Annotated in this window: 23 protein-coding genes; 11 read left to right on the forward strand and 12 right to left on the reverse strand. The window is 73.6% G+C overall.

The genetic code is table 11. The features are described 5' to 3' along the window. Nucleotides 1-119: 119 nt before the first annotated feature. A complete protein-coding gene (locus ACFWW8_RS23040) occupies nucleotides 120-731 on the forward strand; it encodes a hypothetical protein (RefSeq protein ID WP_386530822.1) in 612 nt (203 codons plus the stop codon). A gap of 42 nt (nucleotides 732-773) precedes the next feature. Here the strand turns inward: ACFWW8_RS23040 and ACFWW8_RS23045 are convergent, their stop codons facing one another. The 4 genes from ACFWW8_RS23045 to ACFWW8_RS23060 form a co-directional block, all read right to left on the reverse strand. After that, entirely contained in the window at nucleotides 774-1,391 is a 618-nt protein-coding gene (locus ACFWW8_RS23045; protein WP_386530823.1) for a hypothetical protein, read from the reverse strand. Nucleotides 1,392-1,554: 163 nt separating this feature from the next. Next, nucleotides 1,555-2,196: a TetR family transcriptional regulator gene (locus tag ACFWW8_RS23050; RefSeq protein WP_386530824.1), complete on the reverse strand. Its 642-nt coding sequence runs from the start codon at nucleotides 2,194-2,196 to the stop codon at nucleotides 1,555-1,557. Beyond that, nucleotides 2,193-2,873: a DUF4166 domain-containing protein gene (locus ACFWW8_RS23055; RefSeq protein ID WP_386530825.1), complete on the reverse strand. Its 681-nt coding sequence runs from the start codon at nucleotides 2,871-2,873 to the stop codon at nucleotides 2,193-2,195. Before ACFWW8_RS23055 ends, ACFWW8_RS23050 begins: the two co-directional genes overlap by 4 nt. Beyond that, a complete protein-coding gene (locus ACFWW8_RS23060) occupies nucleotides 2,870-3,535 on the reverse strand; it encodes a hypothetical protein (RefSeq protein WP_386530856.1) in 666 nt (221 codons plus the stop codon). Before ACFWW8_RS23060 ends, ACFWW8_RS23055 begins: the two co-directional genes overlap by 4 nt. 452 nt (nucleotides 3,536-3,987) lie before the next feature. Between ACFWW8_RS23060 and cutA the strand changes: the two genes are divergently transcribed. Beyond that, nucleotides 3,988-4,311: a divalent-cation tolerance protein CutA gene (gene cutA, locus ACFWW8_RS23065; RefSeq protein WP_386530826.1), complete on the forward strand. Its 324-nt coding sequence runs from the start codon at nucleotides 3,988-3,990 to the stop codon at nucleotides 4,309-4,311. Between the two features lie 41 nt (nucleotides 4,312-4,352). Here the strand turns inward: cutA and ACFWW8_RS23070 are convergent, their stop codons facing one another. Further along, complete coding sequence (locus ACFWW8_RS23070) at nucleotides 4,353-5,252, reverse strand: YhjD/YihY/BrkB family envelope integrity protein (RefSeq protein WP_386530827.1); 900 nt, start codon at nucleotides 5,250-5,252, stop codon at nucleotides 4,353-4,355. 320 nt (nucleotides 5,253-5,572) lie between these two features. On the opposite strand from ACFWW8_RS23070, the gene ACFWW8_RS23075 reads away from it, so the two are divergent. The 5 genes from ACFWW8_RS23075 to ACFWW8_RS23095 all read left to right on the forward strand — a co-directional run bounded on the left by ACFWW8_RS23075 (nucleotide 5,573) and on the right by ACFWW8_RS23095 (nucleotide 8,749). Further along, on the forward strand, nucleotides 5,573-6,415 hold the full coding sequence (locus tag ACFWW8_RS23075; protein ID WP_386530828.1) for a class II glutamine amidotransferase: 843 nt from the start codon (nucleotides 5,573-5,575) through the stop codon (nucleotides 6,413-6,415). A gap of 78 nt (nucleotides 6,416-6,493) precedes the next feature. Beyond that, complete coding sequence (locus ACFWW8_RS23080) at nucleotides 6,494-6,913, forward strand: SHOCT domain-containing protein (protein WP_386530829.1); 420 nt, start codon at nucleotides 6,494-6,496, stop codon at nucleotides 6,911-6,913. Nucleotides 6,914-7,093: 180 nt separating this feature from the next. Continuing rightward, entirely contained in the window at nucleotides 7,094-7,348 is a 255-nt protein-coding gene (locus ACFWW8_RS23085; RefSeq protein ID WP_386530830.1) for a hypothetical protein, read from the forward strand. A 13-nt stretch (nucleotides 7,349-7,361) separates the two neighbouring features. Then, nucleotides 7,362-8,081: a GAP family protein gene (locus ACFWW8_RS23090; RefSeq protein ID WP_386530831.1), complete on the forward strand. Its 720-nt coding sequence runs from the start codon at nucleotides 7,362-7,364 to the stop codon at nucleotides 8,079-8,081. 203 nt (nucleotides 8,082-8,284) lie between these two features. Continuing rightward, nucleotides 8,285-8,749 carry a DUF6325 family protein gene (locus tag ACFWW8_RS23095; RefSeq protein ID WP_386530832.1) on the forward strand — a complete coding sequence of 155 codons (465 nt, stop codon included), beginning with the start codon at nucleotides 8,285-8,287 and terminating at the stop codon, nucleotides 8,747-8,749. A 133-nt stretch (nucleotides 8,750-8,882) separates the two neighbouring features. On the opposite strand, the gene ACFWW8_RS23100 is transcribed toward ACFWW8_RS23095, so the two are convergent. The 4 genes from ACFWW8_RS23100 to ACFWW8_RS23115 form a co-directional block, all read right to left on the reverse strand. Next, nucleotides 8,883-9,203: an SHOCT domain-containing protein gene (locus ACFWW8_RS23100; protein ID WP_386530833.1), complete on the reverse strand. Its 321-nt coding sequence runs from the start codon at nucleotides 9,201-9,203 to the stop codon at nucleotides 8,883-8,885. Nucleotides 9,204-9,522: 319 nt separating this feature from the next. Then, nucleotides 9,523-9,951, reverse strand: a complete 429-nt coding sequence (locus ACFWW8_RS23105) for a hypothetical protein (protein ID WP_386530834.1) — start codon at nucleotides 9,949-9,951, stop codon at nucleotides 9,523-9,525. Between the two features lie 241 nt (nucleotides 9,952-10,192). Next, nucleotides 10,193-11,290 carry a glutamate--cysteine ligase gene (locus ACFWW8_RS23110; RefSeq protein WP_386530835.1) on the reverse strand — a complete coding sequence of 366 codons (1,098 nt, stop codon included), beginning with the start codon at nucleotides 11,288-11,290 and terminating at the stop codon, nucleotides 10,193-10,195. Between the two features lie 89 nt (nucleotides 11,291-11,379). After that, the gene (locus ACFWW8_RS23115; RefSeq protein WP_386530836.1) at nucleotides 11,380-12,342 is read right to left on the reverse strand and encodes a hypothetical protein; all 963 of its coding nucleotides are present in this window, start codon (nucleotides 12,340-12,342) and stop codon (nucleotides 11,380-11,382) included. A gap of 250 nt (nucleotides 12,343-12,592) precedes the next feature. Here ACFWW8_RS23115 and ACFWW8_RS23120 point away from each other — a divergent pair, with 250 nt between their 5' ends. Together ACFWW8_RS23120 and ACFWW8_RS23125 are read left to right on the forward strand one after the other, a co-directional pair. Further along, a complete protein-coding gene (locus tag ACFWW8_RS23120; protein WP_386530837.1) occupies nucleotides 12,593-13,183 on the forward strand; it encodes a DUF2231 domain-containing protein in 591 nt (196 codons plus the stop codon). 321 nt (nucleotides 13,184-13,504) lie between these two features. Next, nucleotides 13,505-14,500: an SMP-30/gluconolactonase/LRE family protein gene (locus ACFWW8_RS23125; RefSeq protein WP_386530838.1), complete on the forward strand. Its 996-nt coding sequence runs from the start codon at nucleotides 13,505-13,507 to the stop codon at nucleotides 14,498-14,500. A 154-nt stretch (nucleotides 14,501-14,654) separates the two neighbouring features. Here the strand turns inward: ACFWW8_RS23125 and ACFWW8_RS23130 are convergent, their stop codons facing one another. Next, nucleotides 14,655-14,927: a GlsB/YeaQ/YmgE family stress response membrane protein gene (locus tag ACFWW8_RS23130; protein ID WP_386530839.1), complete on the reverse strand. Its 273-nt coding sequence runs from the start codon at nucleotides 14,925-14,927 to the stop codon at nucleotides 14,655-14,657. Between the two features lie 388 nt (nucleotides 14,928-15,315). Between ACFWW8_RS23130 and ACFWW8_RS23135 the strand changes: the two genes are divergently transcribed. Further along, the gene (locus ACFWW8_RS23135; protein WP_386530840.1) at nucleotides 15,316-17,229 is read left to right on the forward strand and encodes a copper resistance CopC/CopD family protein; all 1,914 of its coding nucleotides are present in this window, start codon (nucleotides 15,316-15,318) and stop codon (nucleotides 17,227-17,229) included. 165 nt (nucleotides 17,230-17,394) lie between these two features. On the opposite strand, the gene ACFWW8_RS23140 is transcribed toward ACFWW8_RS23135, so the two are convergent. Next, nucleotides 17,395-18,162 carry a DUF1775 domain-containing protein gene (locus tag ACFWW8_RS23140; RefSeq protein WP_386530841.1) on the reverse strand — a complete coding sequence of 256 codons (768 nt, stop codon included), beginning with the start codon at nucleotides 18,160-18,162 and terminating at the stop codon, nucleotides 17,395-17,397. An 848-nt stretch (nucleotides 18,163-19,010) separates the two neighbouring features. Here ACFWW8_RS23140 and ACFWW8_RS23145 point away from each other — a divergent pair. Then, nucleotides 19,011-19,637, forward strand: coding sequence for a GNAT family N-acetyltransferase (locus ACFWW8_RS23145; protein WP_386530842.1), 627 nt, complete (start codon nucleotides 19,011-19,013; stop codon nucleotides 19,635-19,637). Between the two features lie 611 nt (nucleotides 19,638-20,248). Here ACFWW8_RS23145 and ACFWW8_RS23150 read toward each other — a convergent pair. Next, nucleotides 20,249-21,040 carry a hypothetical protein gene (locus tag ACFWW8_RS23150; RefSeq protein WP_386530843.1) on the reverse strand — a complete coding sequence of 264 codons (792 nt, stop codon included), beginning with the start codon at nucleotides 21,038-21,040 and terminating at the stop codon, nucleotides 20,249-20,251. Nucleotides 21,041-21,951 lie beyond the last annotated feature (911 nt).

The raw sequence follows: 21,951 nt of genomic DNA on the forward strand, positions 1-21,951 counted from the left end.
CCGTCCGCCTCCGCCCGCTCCAAGCGCGCGACCGGTGCGGACATCCGCCTGCCGGGTGGCCGGATCCGCCCCCACCATGGCTGGGAGGCCAGATGTACGCAGGCGGGAGGCGCCCACCGGTGAAGGGCGAGCAGCCTGGTGAGTCGAACCCTGCGCAGCAGTGGGTGGACGGTGTCCTCGCCCACCTCCACGCCTGCGATGACGTGGACCTCACCGTCACCTCCGTTGCCCACGGGAGCGAGGGCCTGACCGCCGAAACCGACCTCCGCCGGGGCCGGGCGGTCTATGCCGCCGCCATGGGCCTCGGGCCCGCCGGCTGCGCGGTCGAGGCGGGAATCACGGAGGTCATGCTCGCCCGTTGGCGGCAGCGCGACGCGGAGTTCGACAGGGCGATGGAGGCGGCGGCCTCGATGGCCCGTGCCGGAGGCGTGGCTCCCACGGGCCGGCTCAACGGCGTGGGCCTGCGCATCCTCCTGCGGTCCCTCACCCGGGGGGTCCCCCTGGGTGCCGCCGCGGAGGTGGCCGGGCTCAGGCGGGACCAGTTGAACCGGCTCCGCCGGCGGAACCCTTCGATCCACCTCCTGGTCGAGGCGGCCGTGGCCCACTCGCGCGAACGCCCCAAGCCGCCCCGCGGCAAGCGCGCCTTCGTCTACCGGCTGGTCACCACGCAGCCCCCCGCCCCGGGCGGCGCGAAGCCCCGGGGCCCCGGAGCGGACGCGTCCGGTCCATGAGCCCGGCCCGGCGGGGACGGCCGGCTTACGGGCGCCGGGTCCTCACGGGCGGGTGGGCTGGGCGTGCGTCAGGAGGAACTCGGTCGCCCGCGCGATGGCCTCGGCGGAGGTCGCGTAGAGGGCCTCGGACTCCTCGTCCCGCCGGTCCGCGGCGGTCGCGGCGTACCACCAGGCGCCGGCGTCCGGGTCGTGGTGGATGACGGCGGAGCCGCCCGCGTAGCTCAGCGGGATGGACTCGTCGGCGGCCCTCTTGGGGACGGCGTACGGCCACTTGAGGCGCGCGGACTGGCGCTTGATGCCGCCCCACGCCGCGCCCAGCTGGGTGTAGCTCGCCCCGCCGCGGCCGGCGACGGCGGCGGCGCTCTCCGCCAGCCGGTCGACGGACCGCTTGGCCTCGTACAGGGCCCGGAGCAGCGCCAGTTGCACGTCGGGCGAGGCCATGAGCGCGGTGTCGAATGCCTTGCCGGCGTTCCGGTACGCGAGCGCGCGTGTCGAGAGCCGTACGGCGAGGGCGCGGACGGCGTCGAGGACCTGGTCGTCCATCGTGAACGCGTCGTCCTCGGCCGGCTCGCTGTACGCCGGTTCCACCTGGGTCATGACGCTGGCCCAGAAGTTGTCGTCGCCCTTGTCGGGGGTGGGGATGGCCGCTGCTTCGTCCATGTGACAAATCTAGCTGTCGAATCAATTGCTGACAAGAAAAACTGTCATGGCTTCCCGTGACAGGTGTGCGTGTCGCTCATGGCGGCGGCCGCCCGGGGAGATCGCTCCCTCACGCTCGACCCGCTGCCGGAGGGTGTGGTCCGGCGTCGGACGGGGCGCCGGGTCAGTCTCGGGTGCGGCGGCGGAGCCGGTGGGAGACGGCTCGTTGGGACAGGGGGCCGAGTCCTTCCAGGGCCCGGGCCAGTACGGCGAGTTGCTCGAGCGAGTCCAGGGCGCGGGCGCCGCCCTCCGGGTCGACGCCCTCGTACAGTTCGATGCCGACGAACGAGGCGGCCGCGGCGCGGGCCAGCCCGGCCGGGTCGGCGAAGGCCGCCAGGGGGGTCGAGGCGAGCAGGCGGCTCAGGACGGCCTCCAGCTCCTCGATCCACAGCGCGAGCCCGGCGGAGGTCGCGGCGGCGAGGGCGGGCGCGGTCTGGCCGGCGGCCAGCAGCTGCCCGAGGACGGCGACGTGGCCTGCGGCCCGTTCCTCGGCGTGGATCGCGCGGGCGAGGGTCAGGAGGTCCGTGAGGGAGTCCAGGGCGGCGAGCCTCTCCCGGTAGCGGGAGACGCGCTGCTCCGCGCCGTGCACGCAGGCGGCGGCGAGCAGCTCGTCGACGGAACCGAAGTGGTAGAAGACCAGCGCCTGGTTGACCCCCGCGGTGGCCGCGATCGAACGGGCCGAGGTCTTGGCGATGCCCTGCTCGACCACGGTGCGCAGGGCTCCTTCGAGGAGCTTGAGGCGAGTGGCCCCGCCGGACGCGCTCACGCGCGGGCCTCCTCGCGGACGGGCCGCAGGTCCGCGCGCGGGCCGTGCCCGACCGCATCGACGTACTCGGCGGTGAAGGAGCCCTCGTAGCCGAAGAGGAAGCCGAAGTGCCGGTTGGTCACCCGCACCCGGATCCGGAAGCGGCCGGTGCTCTCGTCGAACGATTCGCGGACCTCGGCATCGCCGCCGATCAGTGACGGGACGCGGACGTCGACCGGGCCCTCGCGGAAGCGGTGCTCGCCGGAGCGGACGAGGAGCGAGCCGTCGGGTTCGGCACTCATGTGCAGGTCGCTGGCGAGGTGCTGGTGGGTGCCGAGGTAGTCGAGGACGCAGTCGCGCTCGGGGCTGAAGACCATCGTGGCGTCGAAGCGGTGCGGGCCGCCGGGCAGTTGGAAGGTCCGTACGAAGGTGACGGTCTCGCGGCCGAAGGAGTCCGCGTACGGGAAGTTCTCGATGACGAAGGGTACGTCCCGCCCCTCGCGCGGGACGAGGATGTTGCGCGTCCCGCCGAGCCGGAGGAACGGCTTGACGAACGGCGCCCCGTGGCGGATCCGGTCCATCGTCCCGCGTCCCACGCAGGCTTCGCCGCTGTCGAGGCCGACGGAGAAGCGCCGCCGGATCTCGGGGTGCAGGCGGCCGAAGGCGGCGCCCATGTGGGTCTGGAAGATCGAGGTCACGAGGGCTCCAGGGTGGCGAGCAGGCGGGGGGCCCGGGCGGGCCCGGGCGGGGTACGGCGACAGCGGCGCGCGGCGGGGGTGCCGGGCAGCGGGGGCAGCAGGGCGGCGAGGACGGCGGTACCCGCGGCGAGGGCGAGCGGGGCGACGGGGGAGGCGAGCAGGGCCGTGAGGACCAGGGCCAGGCGCAGGGCGCACTCCCCGAGGGCGCGGGCGAGCGCGGCGCGCGGGTGGGTTCCGCGTTCGCACCACAGCCGCAGCCGGTCGAAGGACCAGGCGGTGGCCCAGCCCATGAGCGGCCGGAAGACCAGCCGGTCGGCGAGGACCCCGCAGCGGCCCCAGCGCGGGCGGTAGTCGTAGCCCGTCAGGAAGCGGACGCCGGTGGGGTCCGGAACGTAGCGCCAGTAGCCGCTGCCCTCGGCAAGCAGGGAGAGCGGGTGGCCCGAGGCGAAGCGCAGCGCGGACACGCGCGTGCCGTCGGACCGCCGCCGTTCGCCCGCGCTGACGCCGGTGCCGGCGATCCACAGGAACGGCAGCAGCCGGGTCGCGTACCGGAAGCGCTGCGGCTCCCCCTCGACTCGGGGGAGGTAGGAGATCGAGGTGAACCGCAGGTCCCAGGACTGGTGTCGCGCCGGGTCCTGGGTCCGGTCCCAGAGGACGTCCATGTCGGCGTCGATCACGGTCTCCACGTACAACCCTTTGGCCGGCACCTTGCCCCTCTCCCAATTTGAGCGTTCGCTCAAACGGCAAGGTAGTGCAAGGTGAGCGAGTGCTCAAGTGGGTTGCCGGGACGGATGGGGCGCGCCCGGACCGCCCACCGGGCATGACCGCCCCGCGCCGCGTCGAAACCGACCGGGACGGGTCGTTCAGGCCGTTCCCGCAGCTTTGTCCCGCCTCGCACCGCCCCGCCCCGCACCGCCCCGCCCCGCACCGCCGGACCCCGCGGCCTCCGGGCCCGTCCTGAAACCGGCTCCGCCGGTGACGCGTACGCGCATGCCCGGGACGGTACGCAGCGTGCACCGCCCGGGGGTCTCCCACGCGCGCACGCCAGGCTTCCGTCATGTCGGCCGCCGCGCCCGGCGGGTAGGGTCGGGCCAACCGATCGAGGAGAGCCGGCGTGGTGGGCATCGTGAGCGCGCAGACGACCGTGGACGACGAGACGAGGGCGCACGAGATCGCCCGCGGCGCGGTGGAGGCCCGGCTCGCGGCGGGCGTGCACGTCGACGCGCGGATGACCTCCTTCTACTGGTGGAAGGACGCGGTGCAGCACGAGAGGGAGTACCGGATCTCCTTCACGACGACCGCGGACAGAGCCGCCGCGCTGCGGGAGTGGGTCCACGCGCGGCACCCGTACGAGGTGCCGCAGTGGATGGTGCTGCCGGTCGCCGACGCCTCGCAGGAGTACCTCGCATGGGTGGTGAAGGAGACCACCGCGCGGTAGCCCCCGACCGCGGCTCTCCCGCACGGTCGCGGCCCCCGCGGTCACGGCGGCGCGGCCGGTGCGGGCGCGGTCGGCGGGGCCGTCGGCGGCGGTGCGGCCGGCGGGGCGGGCGGCGTCCCCAACCGGCGTGCCGCCCACGGTTCGTGGGCCACCACGTACCCGACGGCGACGGCGACCGTGATGACGACGAAGAACATGATCAACCAGGACAGCAGGACGAAGATCGAGCCGAGGCTGCCGAACTCGCGCATGCTGCGCTCCACGGCACGGGGCACGTAGAGCTTCGACCCGACAGACAGGACCTGCCCCCCCACCCCCGCCAGGACCGCCCCCGGCAGCAGCGGCCACCACGGGATCCGGCCACCGAGCAGCAGGTGCTGGGTCCACCACCAGAGCAGGGTGCCGCTGACCGCCGCGACGAAGAAGCCGATCGCCCGGCCGGCGCCGAACGCGCTCTGCACCGGCCCCTGGAACAGCAGCGCGACCAGCCAGACGGCGAGCCAGGCGAGCCACCGCCAGGCGGCCAGCCGCGCCTTCGCCCTGGGCAGGTGCCAGGCGCGTTCGCACGTCGTCTGGAGGGCGCGGCTGCACGCGGTCGCCGACAGCACGGTCACCACGACCCCCACCCCTCCGGTGCTCGCCACGGCCGTGGCGTCGGTGGAGGAGTACACCGCCCGTACCTGGTCCAGCGCGGCGTCCTGAAGGCCCAGCGTCGCGCGGAGGGAGGAGACGAGCTCCTCCTGGAGCCAGTCGGGGCCGACGGCGGCGATGACGAAGACGGCCGGCAACGCACCGAGGAACGCCTGCGCGGCCAGCCGGGTCGCGCAGTCCAGGACCCGCACGGCGGCGAGCTGCCGCAGCAGCCGGCCCAGCAGCGGGGTGTGCCTGCGCATCCAGCCGGGTACGGCGGGCCGGCGCGGACCGGCATCCGGTTCGGGCACGGCGGGACTCCTCCGGGACGGACTGCGACGGCGGCGACCGCCTCCCCAGAACCATGGCGGAACACCGCGCGTCCGGCACGTCGGCCACGCGGCACTCCGGCGACGCGGCACCTCGGCCACGCGGTGCGCCGCTCCCCACGTGGCGCGCCCCGGGGAGGGCACCGAGAATGGGAGGGCCGGACAGGGTCCGCCGCGGTACCGCGCGCGGCGCGCCCGGCGACGAGACGGCGGGTGCGCCCGACGCGGCCGTGCCGTCCCGTTCCGGGGGCGGTGAGAAGGCCGTTCGGTCCCGCCACGCAAGAGGACGCAGGTGATGACCCATGTGCCGATGGCTCGCGTACTCGGGAACGCCCATGCTGCTCGACACCATCCTGTACAAACCGGCCCATTCGCTGATCGACCAGAGCCTGCACTCCAAACTCGGCGTGGAGACCACGAACGGCGACGGTTTCGGCGTCGGCTGGTACTCGGAGTACGCGGAGGACAGCACCACCCCGGCGCTCCTGCGGGACATCGGTCCCGCCTGGAACAACCGCAACCTCAGGGAGCTGGCGGACCACGTCCGCTCTCCGCTGTTCTTCGCCCACATCCGGGCGTCGACGGGCACGGCGGTGCAGCAGTCGAACTGCCACCCGTTCCGTCACGGCCGCTGGATGTTCATGCACAACGGCGCCATCACGGGCTTCCACCTGATGCGACGGGACCTCACCCTGCTCGTCGACCCCGCGCTGTACGCGGACATCGGGGGGACCACGGACTCCGAGGTGATGTTCTACCTCGCCCTCACCTTCGGCCTCGACCAGGACCCGCCCGCCGCCGTGGCCCGGATGGCGGGAGTCGTGGAGCGCGCGGGCCGGGACCACGGGGTGGAGTTCCCGCTCCAGATGACGCTCGCCATCACCGACGGCGAACGCGTCTGGGCCTTCCGCTACTCGACCGGGCACACCTCCCGCTCCCTGTTCTACAGCAGCCGGGTGGACGCGCTGCGCCGGCTGCACCCCGACGTCGCGTTCCTGCGGGACGTCTCAGACGAGACCCGCCTCATCGTGTCCGAGCCCCTCGGTGACCTGCCCGGCGCCTGGAACGAGGTACCGGAGAGCACCTACGGCGTCGTACAGCCCGGGGGGGACGAGCTGCACGACTTCGCGCCGACGCCCGCCTGACGCGACCGCCCCCGAGGCCGCGCGCCGTTCTGTGGGCCCGTCAGGGCCCGCCCCACCCCACCTTGAGGAGACCGTTCCATGCAGCACTCGCTGATCCACCTGGCAGAGGACTTCGACTACCCCCTGCTGAACGCGTTCTGGACCATGATGCTGTGCTTCCTCTGGGTGCTGTGGTTCATGCTGCTCTTCCGCGTCATCGGCGACATCTTCCGCGACGACGGGCTGAGCGGACTGGCGAAGGCCGGATGGACCATCTTCGTCATCCTGGTGCCCTACCTGGGCGTCTTCGTCTACTTGATCGCCCGGGGCCGCGGAATGGGCGAACGCGAGATCAAGCGGGTCCAGCAGCAGGAGCAGGCCTTCCGCTCCTACGTGCGCGAGAACGCCGGGACCACCAGCCACGCCGAGGACCTGTCGCGGCTCGCCGAGCTCAAGAACCGCGGCGACCTCACGGCGACCGAGTACGAGCAGGCGAAGGCCAAAATCCTCGGTTCCTGAGCGCTGACCGGTGCCGTCTCCGGCCCGAGGCCTCCGGCCGACGGCCCACCTGCCGACCGTGGGGGGAAGGGGAGTTCACCCCCATCCCGGCCGTGGCCGGCACGGGAGAGGGGCGCCGCGCACCGCACCCGTGCCGAAACCCGAACTGCCCCCGGCAGCCTCACTCCTCGTGGAGGGCCGATGCGTCCCTACCCGCCGATCGCCGAGCACGGTCCGGTCGGGGGCCTGCGGACCCGCGCCCGCGTCTCGTCCGGGGGCGTGCCCACCTGGTACGGCGCCCCCCGCTCCGACGCGCCCGGCATCTTCGCCGCCCTGCTCGGCGACACGCGCGGCGGCTACGGCGCCGCCACCACCGAGGAGCCCCCCGGCCCCTACGGCGAACCGGCGGCCGCCCCCGGCGTCGTCACACTCGACCGGGCCGCGGCCGCCGCCTAGTGGTGCCCCGGCCATGGCGCTCGACCTGATCCTCATCGGCCTGGCGGTGACCCTGTTCCCGCTGCCCGTCATGGCCTTCGTCCTGGTCGTGTCCGGATCCCGCGGGGTACGCAACGGCCTGGCCTTCATCCTGGCCTGGCTGGCCTGCCTGATCGCCGTGATGGCGGTCGTCCTGCTGCTCACCGACGGTCAGCCGCCCCCGCCCCGCTCGCCCCCGTCGATCGCGGCGCTCGTGGCCACGCTCGTCATCGGGATCGGCCTCGTCGCGTACAGCGAGCGGCGCCGCCGCCGCGCCGGACGTAGGAAGGCGGCCCCGGAGCCCCCCGGCCCCGACCCGGCCCACCCGTCCGACCCGTCCGACCCGTCCGACGCATCCAGTACGTCCGGTACGTCCGTGACCTCGCGGATGGACGACGCCACGGGGTGGTCCGCGGCGGCCCTCGCCGTGCTCCTCCAGCCCTGGGGGATGGTGGGCGCCGCCGCTGCCACCGTCGTGCAGGCCGACCTCTCCCACGCCGAGTCCTTCCTGGCCCTCACCGGCTTCTGCGTCCTGGCCACCTCCACCCTGCTGGCCATGGAGCTGTACGTGGTGTTCTCGCCCGAGAGGGCCCAACGCGTCCTGCTGGGCCTGCGCGGGTGGCTGGAAGGCCACAAGGACCCGGCGATCGTCGCGATCTGTCTCCTGCTGGGACTGTGGCTTGTCGGCAGGAGCCTCTACCAGCTCTCCGGCTGACCTCGGCACCCGTCTCGGAGCCCGGTGGGACGGCGGGAGCGGGCCGCCGGGCGGGGGCGCCGTGCGAAGGTGCGGTGCCCCACGGCGGGTGCTGCAATGAGATCAGAACCGCGTCCGGCTGCCATCGAAGCGTCCCCCCGGCCACCGGCCCGCAGAGGCCGGGCGCCGCGGAACGACCGCCGGGCCACGCGCAAGGAGTGCTCATGAGCGACGACATCGAGGACATGGGCCCCGTCGACTACCTGGTCGTCGAGTTCCCCGGAAACCGCATGACGGGCGAGGCGTTCCCCCTGCTCATCGACCTGGTGGAGAAGGGCATCATCCACATCCTCGACCTCCGTTTCGTGCGGAAGGACGCGGACGGAACCGTCACCGCCCTGGAACTCACGGGCCTCGACGACGAGACGAACTCCTTCGCCCTGTCCGTCTTCGAAGGCGCGTCCTCCGCACTGCTCGGACAGGACGACCTCGACGAAGCGGGCAACGCCCTCCAGCCGGGCAACGCGGCCGCGATCCTCGTGTACGAGAACCGGTGGGCCGCCCCCTTCGCCCGGGCCCTGCGCCGCAGCGGCGCCCAGATGGTGGCGGGCGGCCGCATCCCCGTACAGGCCATCCTCGCCTCCCTCGACGCCGAGGAAGTCGCCGAAGGCGGCCGCCCGCAGCAGTGAGCCGGCCGCCGGACGACGGGCCCGACTGGCCCGTCGGGCCCGCGCACGACGGACCCGCGGCCGGGGACGGTGTCTCCAGCCGCGGGTCTCCTGCCGTGGCCGGCCGGCGGTGAACGCGGCCGGTGCGGTGCGGTCAGGTGGTGCCGAGGATCACGCTCTTCTGCTGCGCGAACTCCGCCTCGGTCAGGATGCCCTGCTCCTTCAACGCCCCGAGTTCCTTGAGCTGATCGATCCTGCTGCCCATGTCGTCCGCCATGGACGGCGCGGCAGCGGGTGCGGGCGCAGGCGCGACGTACTGCTGCTGCTGCGGCTGCTGGGCGTACTGCTGTTCCTGAGCTTGGCCCTCCTGATCGGCCCACCGGCCCGCCTGGCGCCGCGAAACGCGGTTGGACACCGCCGTCGCCGTACCGGCGACCGCCGCGGTGCGTGCTATTCCCCGAAGAAGACCAGCCATGTCGTTCTCCCTTGCTGAGGGGGCCGGTCCGACGGACCGGCCGTCGGCCCTCCACCGCTTTCCAGCATCGCACCTGCGTCCGGGGCCCGCCCCGCCACGGACCCGTCCCGCCGACGGGGGGACGGGTCCACCGTACGGATGACCGCGGAGGTGGTCATGGACGTAGGCGTCGCGGCTCTCCGGGGAGCGGCGGGCGCCGTCTCCCCGGTCATCCGTGCCCGGGCGGCGGTCCACCGCAAGCGGATAGCGGCCTCCGGCCTCCCGGTCGATCGGCCGCCCGGCAGCCGCCGCGGCGCCGGGCGCCACGCGGCAGCCGCCGTCAGCACTTGAGCCCGCTGGACGCGGCGTTCGTGGCCTGCTCCAGCTGCTGGATCTGCGGCTGGAGCTGGGTCAGCGCCTGCTGGCCCGTCGTGTCGCCCGGCAGGTCCTCGTACGCCTTCCTCAGGCCCTCGGCCGCGCTCTGGACGGCCGACCGCTCGGCCTCCTTGAGCTGGCCGGCGTTCTCCTTGACGCTGTTCCAGTCGTCCTGCACGGCCTGCTGGGCTTCCTTGACCTGGTCCTTGGTCGCGTTCGCCGGGTCGAGCGCCTTGAGCTTGGCGTTGTCCGCCCTGAGCTCGTTCAGGTCGGTGCACAGCTCGGTCGCGGCCTTGGTGGCCTCCTCCGCGGGCGAGCTGCTGTCGTCGGAGCAGGCGGTCAGACCGAAGAGCGCGGTGGCGCAGAGCAGACCGATCACGGGAAGACGCTTCATCAGAACTCCTCGAAGGGGATGGGGCCGGTCGGATCCACACGGAACCCATCCCCACCTACACACGAGCGCGCACAGTCCGCACCCGCACGCCCGCCGTCCGGCCCCCGCGACGATCCGCCGTGCCCCCGCCGTCCGGCCCGGCACCGGGCGGGTCGCGGCCCGGCGGAACGGCACGCGGATCCCTCCCCGGCAGAGCGCCGCCCGGGTGAACGGGTCCCTGTCCGCGCCCTGTCCGCGCGGCTCAGCCGGTGGTGGCGCCCGCGGTGATCAGGGACGCGACCGCCGGAAGACCGGTCTCCGTCAGGGCCCGCCGCTGCCGGTCGGCCGCCGTGCCCTGCCGGAGGAGCCGGTGGACGAGCGAGCGCACCTCGCGGTAGTCACCGTTCTCCTCCAGCGCGGGCCGGACGTGACTCAGGAGAGCGCCCAGCACGTCCGCGCCGCGCCGCAGCCGGCCGCCCGCCGGATCCAGCAGGGTGCCGGTCAGCCCGTGCCGGGCCGCGTGCCACGTCGCCGCCTGCATGACCTCCGGCCGGCACAGCGCGGGGGCGGCCCCCGCCTTCTCCTCGGCGATGGCGGTGGCGACGAGGCCGCGGATGATTCCGGCGAGCATCACCGCGTCGTCCGCCTCCAGCTGTACGTCACAGCAGCGCACCTCGACGGTCGGGTAGCGCTCGGAGAGCCTCGCCTGCCAGTACAGCTGGCCCCGGTCGGGGATCAGCCCCGACTCCACCAGCCCGTCGACCCGCGCCTCGTAGTCGGCGAGCCCCGCGAAGTACGGTGCGGGGCCGCTCACCGGCCAGCGGCCGAAGACGATCGTGCGCCAGCTGGCGAACCCGGTGTCCCGGCCGTCCCACAGCGGCCCGTTCGCGGACATCGCCAGCAGCGTCGGGAGCCAGACGCGCAACCGGTTCAGGACGGCCACCCCGGTCTCCCGGTCGGGGACCCCCACGTGCACGTGCATGCCGCAGATCAGCTGCTCGTCGACCAGCAACCGGGCCTCCGAGCGCATCTCCAGGTACCTCGCCGTATCGGTGACGGGTACGGGCAGCACGTCCCTCACCGGCGCCGTCGCGGAGATCGCGATGCGGCAGCCGTTCGCCTGGGCGGAGGTGGCGACCGCGTGGCGCAGCCGCAGGAGGTGACCGCCCACCTCCTCCAGGGCCGTGCACACGGGGGTGGCGACTTCGATCTGTGCCTGGAGCAGTTCGTCCTGGATCTCCAGCGCGTCCGCGATCGGCGCCAGACTGGCCGTGGCCCGTACCTGCTGCACGAGGGGAACCGGCAGCAGTGTCTGCGGATCGACCAGCAGGTATTCCTCTTCGACGCCCACAGTGATCATGCTGGGTGATTACCCCGGACCGGACCTGATCACCCCGACGGGACGCTGTTTGGCGCCATGGGGTACGCAGGGGGTGCGCATTCGCCCCGTCAGGGGCAGCTCGCGGCGGGGTCGTCGTGCGTGAGGATGCAGATCATCCGTTCGCCGCGCCGGTGGTCGGGATAGGCGGCCCGGAGCTCGGCCCGGAAGTCGTTCCACTGGCGGATCGTCTCGGCGGTGGCCCCGGCGACGGCACGGTCGAAGTTGTCCCCGGTCCTCGAGCGGCGGGCCGCGGCGGTGTCCTTGTTCAGGTCGCGGTTGTGGGTGACGCGGCCCGTGCAGTCGCCGTCCTTGACGCCGGCGGAATCGAAGTCGGGGTAGCAGCCGGTCGCCAGGTCCTCCGGCACGAGCGCGCGGGCCTCCCGGGTCCAGGCGGCGTCGTCCATGCCGCTGTAGCGGCGTACGTCGAAGAAGGGGGCGACACCGGTACGGGCCAGTCCGGGAGGATTCTGGATGCCGGCCGCACCCGGTGCCGCGCGGTCGGACCAGTTCGAGTGGGCGTAGAAGTCCTGGACCGGATGCCAGCTGCGGCCGAGCTCCTCCAGTACGTCGCACTTGGCGGGACCGGGCGTCTCCTGCCACGTACAGGAGGTCGACAGGTCGCTCTGGTCGGCCCGGACGGCGCCGCGGGCGTCGACGAGGCCGTCCGCTGCCCGGACCGCGTTGCGGAAGTGGGCGACGGAGGTCCGGACGCAGGCGAGGAGCTCGGTGGTGGCCTCGTCCCGGCTGCGGGGATAGTCCTCGACGTGGCGCGGGGCGAGGTAGTCGGCGTTGTCGCAGTGCAGGGGGCCGATGAGGAAGTACCCGCCGTGGTCGTCGGCGTTGACGGCCCCCTTGCGGGCATCGGCCATCGCGGACAGCGTCGCGGGCTCCCAGGACAGGGCCGCACGGGTGACGTTCTCGTGGTTGCCGCCGGTGAACGCGAGCGCGGGACCGGCCGGCACGGCGGCCAAGGCGAGTACGAAGGCGGCAGCGGCGGCCGTTCGCACCAGGTGCGGCATGCGGTTCGACACGGGACGCTCCAGTCGTCGCGACGGAGACGGATGTCCGGCATCCAGCCTAACCAACGAACGGCGCGGACGCCGGGGCTGCCCGGGACACCGGAACCGCGGGCCTGGACGGCGCCGCGAACGGCGCCGCGGGGCGTGGGACCGGGTCCGGCGGTGAGCGGGGCGTCCGGCGGTGGGCCGGGTGCCCGACCCGTTCGGAGGCAGTCGGCCCCGCGTGCGCGACCGGCGCCGCGGTGGCGGGTAGGCGTCCGGCATGAACAGCACACATTCCGCCCGCACCCCCCGGACGGGCCGGACGGGCGCGGTGCTCCGCACGGGATCCGTCCGGTGGCTCACGGCACTGGGCCGCATCGAGCGGACGACCGCGGCGGACCCGGCCGTCCGCGCCCTCCAGCGGGGGATCCGCGCGCTGCCCCTCGGCGCGGCGCGGGACCTGCTGCGCGGACGGCCCGTGGGACACCCCCTCCACCCGGTACTGGTGCAGGTGCCGATCGGCTGCTGGCTCTCGGCCGCCGTCCTCGACGCGGCCGTACCGGGGTCCCGGAACGCGGCCACGACCCTGACGGCGGTCGGGCTCGCGGGGGTGGGCCCGGCCGCGGTCGCGGGCTGGGTCGACTGGGCGGACCTGCCGCCCGAGCAGGCCCGGGTCGGCCTGGCCCACGCGCTCGCGAACGCGGCCGCCGTCACGTGCTACGCGGTGTCCCTGGCGGCCCGGCTGGGCGGCCGCCAGGCGAAGGGCCGGCTGTGGTCGACGGGAGGCCTGGCCGCGGTGGCCCTGACCGGCGCGCTCGGCGGGCACGTGGCGTACTACCGGCAGGCCGTCGGTACCGACCCGGCGGGCTGACGGGGGCCCACCCCACGGTCCGAGGAGCCGGCGGCCACGGCTCCGCCGGGCCGCCGGAGGGCCACCGCTCGGATCCCCGCCCGCCTGCCCGGCCGGGCCCGTCTCCTCCCCGCACGGCGGGGCTCGGGGACACGGACCCGGGCGCCGCCGCCGCCGGGTGACGGACCCCGCGCACGGTGCCGAGCCGCCCGCGGGCATTGGAGTGGCCGTGGCGGGGCGGGAGGGCGTGGCTCCCACCCGGCCCCCGGGCGCTGCCTAGGGTCGGCTGGACCAGGCCGGCACGGCACACGGCCGACCGCTCCGGAACAGGTGGGTGGAATCGTGGAACGCACCACGGCCGAGTCGCACGCACACGAACCCCGGACGCCCGGGCCCCGGCCGCACACGGCCCCGGCCCGGGTCGGCCGGACACCCGCGGGCCGGACCCGGCGGCGGACGGCCCGCCGCCTCGCCGCCCTCGCGGGACTGCTGCTCCTGTGCGCGCTGCCCGCGGGGCCGGTGGGAGCCGCCCAGCCGGACGACGCACGGTCGCCCCTCAACCCGCCGCTGTACGTCTCCGACTACGGCAACGACCGCGTCGTCACCCTCCCCGCCGACGGGGGCAGTCAGGCCACGCTCCCGCTGGACGGGCTGGTACGGCCGACGGGCCTGGCCTGGGACCGTACGGGCGGCCTCTACGTGGCCGACACCGGCAACAACCGCGTGGTGCGGGCGTCCCCGGACGGGAGCGCGCAGGTCACCGTCCCCACCGAGGGCCTCTCACGCCCCCTGGGCCTCACCGTCGACACCGCCGGCGCGCTCTACATCGCCGACAGCTTCAACGATCGCGTGGTGAAGGTGCCGGCCGACGGCAGCGGCCAGACCACCGTTCCCACCACGGGGCTTCTGCACCCCTGGGGCCTGGCCGTGGAGCCCGACGGCGACCTGTACGTCTCCGACTTCGTCAACGACCGCGTCGTGAAGGTCTCCGCGGCCGGCGGCGGGCAGTCCACCGTCCCCACCACCGGTCTCTCCCAGCCCACCGGCCTCGCGCTGAGTCCGACCGGGGACCTTTACGTCTCGGACAGCGGCAACAACCGCGTGGTGCGGATCGCCGGTGGCACCGGCGTCCAGACCACCGTCCCCACCAGCGGGCTGAACAGCCCGCTCGGCCTCGCGCTCGACGCCCAGGGGATGCTCTTCGTGGCCGACGCCTTCAACAACCGCGTCGTCCGCGTGCACCCCTCCGACGGCGCCCAGACCACCGTGACCTCCTCCGGCCTCAACACCCCCACGGGCCTCGCCTTCCCGCCGCGCCGCGCCCGCCCGATGCTCTAGCTGTACGGCCCTGTGAGGTCGGTGTCGCGTACGGGGGTGGCCGTCGAAGAGCGGTACGGGGGGCGGCTGATGCGACGCGGCGGCGGAAACGCGTCAGGGGTTCGCCCGGGAACGGGCGAACCCCTGTACGTGTGACGCCGCGCAGGGCGCGGTGTCAGGCGTGGCTGCGACGGTTGCCGGTGACGACGCGGTAGATGACCAGGAGGATCACCGAGCCGATGATGGCGGCGATCCAGGTGGAGAGGTCGAAGAAGCCGTCGATGGAGTCGACGCCGAAGATGACCTTGCCGAGCCAGCCGCCGAGCAGGCCGCCGGCGACGCCGATGAGCATGGTGATGATGATGCCGCCCGGGTCCTTGCCCGGCATCAGCGCCTTCGCGATGAAGCCGGCAAGCAGACCGATGAGGATCCAAGCGATGATGCCCACGATGTGTCTCCTACCTCGTCGTATAAAGCCTGTGTCAGAACACCGTCTGTTCTCTGCGGGAGCTTTCAAACCTGCGGAGTCCAGCGGAGTTGAAGGGCCGTGACGACCGGTGGCGGAATCCGGGGCGGGGGAGCCGCCGCGCGGCGGGCGCACCGTACAGGGAGAGCGGCCCCGGCCGGGCCCGGCGGGCGGGCTTTAGCCGAAGATGCGCAACCCCCACCGTCCCCGGCCCGGCAGAACTAGGGTCCACATCTCGCCATGAGTTCCCCGCCCTGCCCGCGTCCGTCCCGTCGCTCCGGGGGAGCCGCACCGTCCGACTGCAGCCGCGCACGACCGGTCCCGGGCGGCGGTGCCACCTGCGGCGACCGCCCCCGGAGACTGCCTCGCCATGCACCCTGGATCGCCGACCTCCACGACGTCGCGGACCGTCCTGGCCCTGTTCGCCGCCCTGTTCACCCTGATCGCCCTGCTCCTGGGCGCGGCGGGCCCGGCCTCCGCGCACACCGCCCTCAGCGGCTCGGATCCCGCGGACGGATCCGTCCTCAAGACGGCTCCGCGCCAGGTCACGCTCACCTTCACGGAGTCGGTCAGCTTCTCGGACGACTCCCTGCGCGTGTTGTCGCCGGACAACGATCGCGTGAACCCGCGCCCGGCGCACCACGCGGACGGCCGGGAGAACACCGCCCGGGTGGAGCTGTCCGACGGGATTCCCCAAGGCACGTACACCGTGGCCTGGCGGGTCGTCTCCGCCGACGGACACCCGATCTCCGGCGCGTTCGTCTTCTCCGTCGGGCGGCTCTCGCAGACCGCCGCCGTGGTGGCCACCGGATCCCCGGACGACACCGCGGCCAGCCGCCTGTACGGCTTCTTCCGGTACGTCGCGTACGGCGGCCTCGCCCTCCTCGTCGGAGCCGCAGCGTTCGTGCTGTTCTGCTGGACCGGCGCGGGGGCGGCCCGCCCGGTGCGCCGGCTGTGCGTCGCGGGCTGGGCGGCGCTGGCGGCGTCCACCGTCGCCCTGTTGCTGCTGCGCGGCCCCTACGAGACGGGCGACCCGCTCCCGTCGGTGCTCGACCCGTCCGGCCTGGGCCGGACCCTCACCGGGAGGTCCGGGATCGCGCTGCTCGTACGCCTCGTGCTGCTCGCGGCCGTCGCGGCCGCGCTGCGGCGGCCTGCCGTACGGCTCGACCGGCCGGGCGGCGGAGCGCCGTCGACGCTCCCCGGCGCCCGGGCCCGGGTGGCCGGAGCGGTGCTCGCCCTGGCACTGGCGCTCACCTGGGCCGCCGCCGAACACGCCTCCGCCGGCATTCAGGTGCCGCTGGCCGTCCCCGTCGCCGTCCTGCACCTGCTGGCCATGGGGGTCTGGCTGGGCGGTCTGATCACGCTCGTGGCCCTCCTCCGCCACCGGGGGCCCGGCAGCAGCGAGGTCCCGGCGCCCGCGATCGGCCGCTTCTCGACCCTGGCCTTCACCGCCGTCGCCGTCCTGGTCGCCACCGGCGCCTACCAGTCCTGGCGGCAGGTCGGCTCCTGGGAGGCGCTGACCACCACGTCGTACGGCAGGCTCCTCCTCGTCAAGATCGCCGCCGTGCTCCTCGTCCTGTGCGCGGCGTCCTTCGCCCGCCGGTGGACCGCCCGTCTCCTCCCCGGGGCGCTGCCGGTCACGGGGACCCGGGAGGTGCCCGAGCGCGAGCGGGTGAGGGTGGCGCAGACGGTCGGGGCGCCGCCCGCCGCCGAGCAGCCGCCCGCCGCCGTCCCCGACCCTCCGGGTGACGGTGCCGGGCCGCCGCTGGGGGACGCCACGGCGGACGACCGGTACCGGCGCGGTCTGCGCCGTACCGTGACGGCCGAAGCCGTACTCGGGGTGGTGGTGCTCGCGATCACCACGCTGCTCACCGGCACCCAGCCCAGCCGCGCCGCCGGCGAGACGGCCCAGGCCGCGATGGCGCAGGAGCCCCAGGCGAAGGTGATCACGCTTCCGTTCGACATGGGGACGGCCGGCCGCAGCGGTACGGCGCAGGTCACGCTCGCGCCCGGACGCGTCGGCGAGAACACGGTGGAGGTCGTGGTGCTCACCGCGGACGGGGGCCTGGCCACCGTCCCCGAACTCCGGCTCACGCTCACCCAGGAGGACCTGGAGATCGGCCCGCTCGACGCCGGACTGAAGAACCAGAAGGGGTTCTGGGCCGCCTACGACCTGCGCCTGCCCATGCCGGGCGAGTGGACGTTGAACCTGACGGTGCGCACCACCGACATCGACCAGGTCACCGTGCGCGAGAGCGTACGCATCACCTCCCCGCAGCGGTGACGGCGTCCGGTTGGGGGTCCGGGTAGGGGACTCATTGCTGTGGCTGTGGCTGTGGCTGTGGCTGTGGCTGTGGCTGCGGCTGCGGCTGTGGGCGTGGGCATGGGCGTGGCCGGCCCCCGGCGCCCGATCGGCGCCGGTGCCGGCCACGGCCGCACCGGTCAGCTGTCAGGTCCTGCCACGGCTGCGGCGCAGCCACCAGAACGTACCGGCGGCGGCGAGCAGCACGACGGCCGCGACGATGCCGACGACGGTTCCGGTACCGCTGCCCGCCTCCTCACCCGCCGCCGACGGGCTCGCGGCGGCGACGGGAGCGGAGGAGGCCGCCGCGGACGGCTGGACGGGCGGCTCGGCGCTCGGGGTCGGGGACGGCGCTGGGCCAGGGGCGATCGCCTTGGCCCCGGGGGCCGCCGCCTTCAGTTGCAGGAGCGGGGCCGGATTGTCGACCTTCTCGCCGTCGGTGGGCACTTCGATCCAGCGGGAGACCTTTCCGTCGCCGTAGGTCTCCAGCGTCTTGAACGCCAGGGACTTCTCGTCGGGCAGTTGCCGGACCGTGATGCTGTACTCGGCGTCGGTGCCGGTGGCGAGCGCGGCGCCGCCGATCGCGTACCCGTCGGGCGTGGTGGCCAGCTTCCACCCCTCGGGAGCGTGCTTCAGCGTCACGGCGTCCGGGGCGATGCCCTTCGGCAGGACGACCCGGAGCTCCGCGATGCCGGCGGTGTCCGACTCCGCCTCGGAGGTGAAGGACAGCGTGACGTTCTCGGCGAGCGCGCGCGGGTCGGAGGCGCTCACCCCGGCGTGCGCGGCAGCCGGCCCGGCGGCCAGGCCCAGAACCACCACGGCGCAGAGTCCGGCGAGGCCGAGCCCGCGGAGGTGCGTACGGGCGCCTGAGCCGGTGTCCGAGGCGACGTCTGAGCTGGTGTCTGATCTGGTCACGATGGCGGAACCCTCTCGGTGCGCGGGGCGGGCCTCGCCGTGTCGGCACGCGGCCCGCCGGGATCAGGGAAACGTCTCCCGCACACCGGGCGGGAGGCCCCCGACGCACCGCCGCGTACCAGAGCATCGTCGTCGCCGACGGCCGAGCAGCCGGGCCGTCGAGCAGTACGCACCCCGTCCGCGGGCGCGGCCGGACACGGGACCGGCAGCGGATCCCGAAGGCCGCGCGGGCCGTCGCGGATGCCGTCCGGGCCCAGCGGTCGACCGTCTCCGGCAGCCGGCTGAGCGCCCGGTCCGCGCGGTACATGAGGAGGGCCATGGCGCACGCGGCCGCACAGTGGGCCGCCGTCATGGCCCACGGTCCGTGGTGCGCCGCGTGCGCGGCCTCCGGCGCCCCGTCGTACCCCGCGGGCAGCCCGTGCCGTACGGGATGACGGACGGACACGGCCCGGTGCAGGAGCAGTTGGGCGGCCCCGGTGGCCGCGAGCACCTGCCACCGGGAACGGGAGGTCCGGGCCGCGGGCCACGAGCAGGCGAGGACGCCCCCCACCCCGAGCGCCGACCCGGGCCAGGACACCGCGTCCCCCGAGGCCAGCCGGTGGGCCGCGACGGCCAACACCGTGCTGAGCAGGGTGAAGACGTCAGCCCGCAGCCACGGTCCGCTCCGCCGCGAGGGCTGCGGACACGTGAGCGTCCCTGCACGGGCTCCGGCCATGTCGGGGCCATCATTCACCGCGCCCCGGCACCGGCAGGCCCCAACTGTCAATTGCGGAGCACTTTTCCGCTCCCCTCGGGCCGTGGCGGAAAGCGGTGGCGACCCCGGCGGCGAGAGCCGTAGCATCCCGCCCGTGATCGATGACGAGGCCAACGACGATGACGCGTCCGACGACGATGTCGAGCCCGACGATGCTGCGGAGACCGGCCGCGTGCCGTGCTGGCGGGGGAGGACGGTGCGCCTCGCACCGCTCGACGCCGACGACGCCGAGCGGATGCACGCCTGGCGGTCCGATCCGGTGGCCGCGTACGAGATCGGCTTCTGGCCGCGCTCCCTCTCCTCCCTCCGCGAACGCATGGAGCGGGACAGGGACGATCACGAGCGGGACGACTTCACCGTGCTGCTGCCCGACGGCACGCCGATCGGCCACATCGCCCTGGTCGAGCAGGACATGATCGACGGCACGGCGTCGGTCCACCTGATGATGGATCCGCTGCACCGGGGACGGGACCACGGCACCGACGCCCTTGAGGCGCTGACCGACCTCGCTTTCGGCGAGCTGCCCATGCAGCGCGTCGAGGCGATCACCCACACCGGCAACACGGCGGCGCTGGCCGTCCTGGCCAAGGCGGGATTCGTGCACGAGGGCGTCCGGCGCTCGGCCTGCCTGCACCGCGGACGCCGCCTCGACGTCGCCGTCCTGTCCCTGCTCCGCGCGGAGTGGGAGGCGCTGGGCCGCCCGCGGTCGTGGGACCACTGACGCAGACGCCGGGGTACTGCCGTCGGCCGCCGCGGGTTGTTTGACCGTCCGCCGGACAATCTGGTCATCCACGGGTGCGATGACTGCACGCAGTTCGCGTCGTGCCTTCGTGCGGAGGAGCCGGAGCGTGAGCTCCAGCAGGGTGCGGACGTGGTAGTAGCCGCTCCGCAGGTCGGTGTTGTCGTATCCGTAGAGGGGAGTGACGTTCCTTCGTGGCCTCCGCGCAATGGAACTCCATCGCCGAAACGCGTGTGCGACCTCGCCGGCCGGGAGCCCATGGATGCGCTCGAAGTGTGTGATCTTCCTGTTCGCCGATGGGGACAGCCCTCGGATTACGGGGGCCTGGCGATGCTTGACTCGATTGGCCCGGCGTGGGAGCTGAGCCCTGATCTCGCCCGGTGACCGGCGAGGCATGAACACTTCCAGATAGGAAGACGGTAGGTCCGCCGACGGTCGCCCGCTTGCCGTCCTCGCTGCATCAGGCGTGGACGTTGGGCTGTCAGTCGTTGGCGCGAGGCGAGGGCGCCAGGTCTCACCCTGGGCGTGGGGGGTGAGGACGGCGTCGTCCGCAGCTTCACGGCTGCGGACGACAGCGCCCTGCCGGTCAGGGCTCAGGTGGCGCGACGCGTCTTGACTCCGGAAGCCTCGAAGTCGTAGATGGTCCTGTTGATCCGCAGGCCGTCGACAGCGCCGATCCACATGTTGTCGCGGCCCTTGCCCACCGCGGCGGTGTAAATGGTCGGTTGTGCGCCGCCGTCGTTGAGCGCGTTCTTCAGCAGAGGGAAGGTGCACGGGGTCGCCAGGCTGCAGCCGGTCGCGGTGCCCGCGTTGCCCGTGAGGAACCATGTACCGGTCGTGGTGGCGTCCAGGTAGCCACTCCAGGCGTTCGTCACTGGGGAGGCCGGCGGCAGCCACACCAGCGACGAGTAGGTGGTGGCCGGCGCCGCGGCGAGGTTCGGATTGATCTCGAACGTAATGTTCGGCATGTTCGTCGGGCCGCCGTAGGAGATGTTCTCGCCGGTCTGGAAGACGTGGAAACCGACCTGATTCAGACCCTGGGCGCCAAGGACCGGCTTGCCGTAGAAGTCGACCTCGTTGCCGAAGCTGACCTTCTCACTGGGCGGGGTGAGGGAAGTGGAGCGGTCCGCAACCTCGATTCCGAGGCTGCCTCGGCCGTAGGGCGGCCTCGCGGCGGTCCCCGTGACACCGAACGAACCGTACGGGCCGTCCCGCAGCGCAGCGACGGGAGAGCCGATGGTGTTACGGGTGATGACACCCCAGTGGGGCGAGCTTCCCTGATCTCCGCCGGTCAGGGCGGAGGCCGGGACGGCCCCGGCGGCGATCGCGATCAGCGCCGTCACCCCAAGCGCGACTTTCCGCTTCATGCCGAAGCGAGCATTCATGCTCACTCCTTTCGTGGTCGGTACATGGAGAGCAGGACGGGCGCCTGAGCCATGCCTGCGTTGCGCACGCCACGGTAGGGACCCGCAGCGGCGGAACCGGCCACAACGCGCATATGCTTTCGGCAATTAACCCCCATGGTGGAGGGGATCATCGGCCGGACCTGATTCGGCCCAACGCGGGAGTTGGAGAAGAGCACTCCTTGAATCCGGCCGTCCCACGTGGCGCCTGGGCGGCGGGGGACTTCGCGGTCCTGGGCGAGCCACTGCCGTTCGGGGTCGTCGTAAGTCGGCGTATCGGATGCCTTGGCCAGCCAGATGAATCCAGCCCGGTCCAGTGGTGAAACGAGTTCTCTGCTCCACACCCAGACCAACGAGGCACCTTGCCCGATCTGGCGGTGCGCGACCGTTCCGTCATGCGGCAGATCGGTCCGGGAGGCGACGACGGCCCTGCCTCCGGTCGACCGTCACGATGCTCGGCCTGCCGAAGGTCCGCCAGCCCCTGCCCGACGTCCGGCCCTGGAGGAGCGGATGATTCCCGCGATGCGCGCCGGCTGCCAGGCCGGAACCGACCGCAGGCGCCAGCGCGTCGCTACCGCGATCAAGGACACGGTGAAGAACGGCACCGTGGTCAGCGTCTCCGGCATCGCCCGGCAAGCGGGGGTGGACCGCGGCTTCCTCTTACCGGCACCGCGACCTGCTCGCGCTCGTTCACGCCGCCGAGCACACCCCGGCCGACCACGATCCCGCCGCGGCACCCGGCGTGCGCGGGCCGCGATCAGCAGCTGGCACGGAGGACGCCCTGGGTGGTGCCGAGCATCTCGGCGGCCCGGCCCATCATGTAGGCGGGAAAGCCATCGTCGTAGATGCGGCCGAATGAGTCGTCGACGTTGTTCATGACGAGGGTGGAAGTC

Source organism: Streptomyces sp. NPDC058701 (genome assembly GCF_042715295.1).
Taxonomy (GTDB): domain Bacteria; phylum Actinomycetota; class Actinomycetes; order Streptomycetales; family Streptomycetaceae; genus Streptomyces.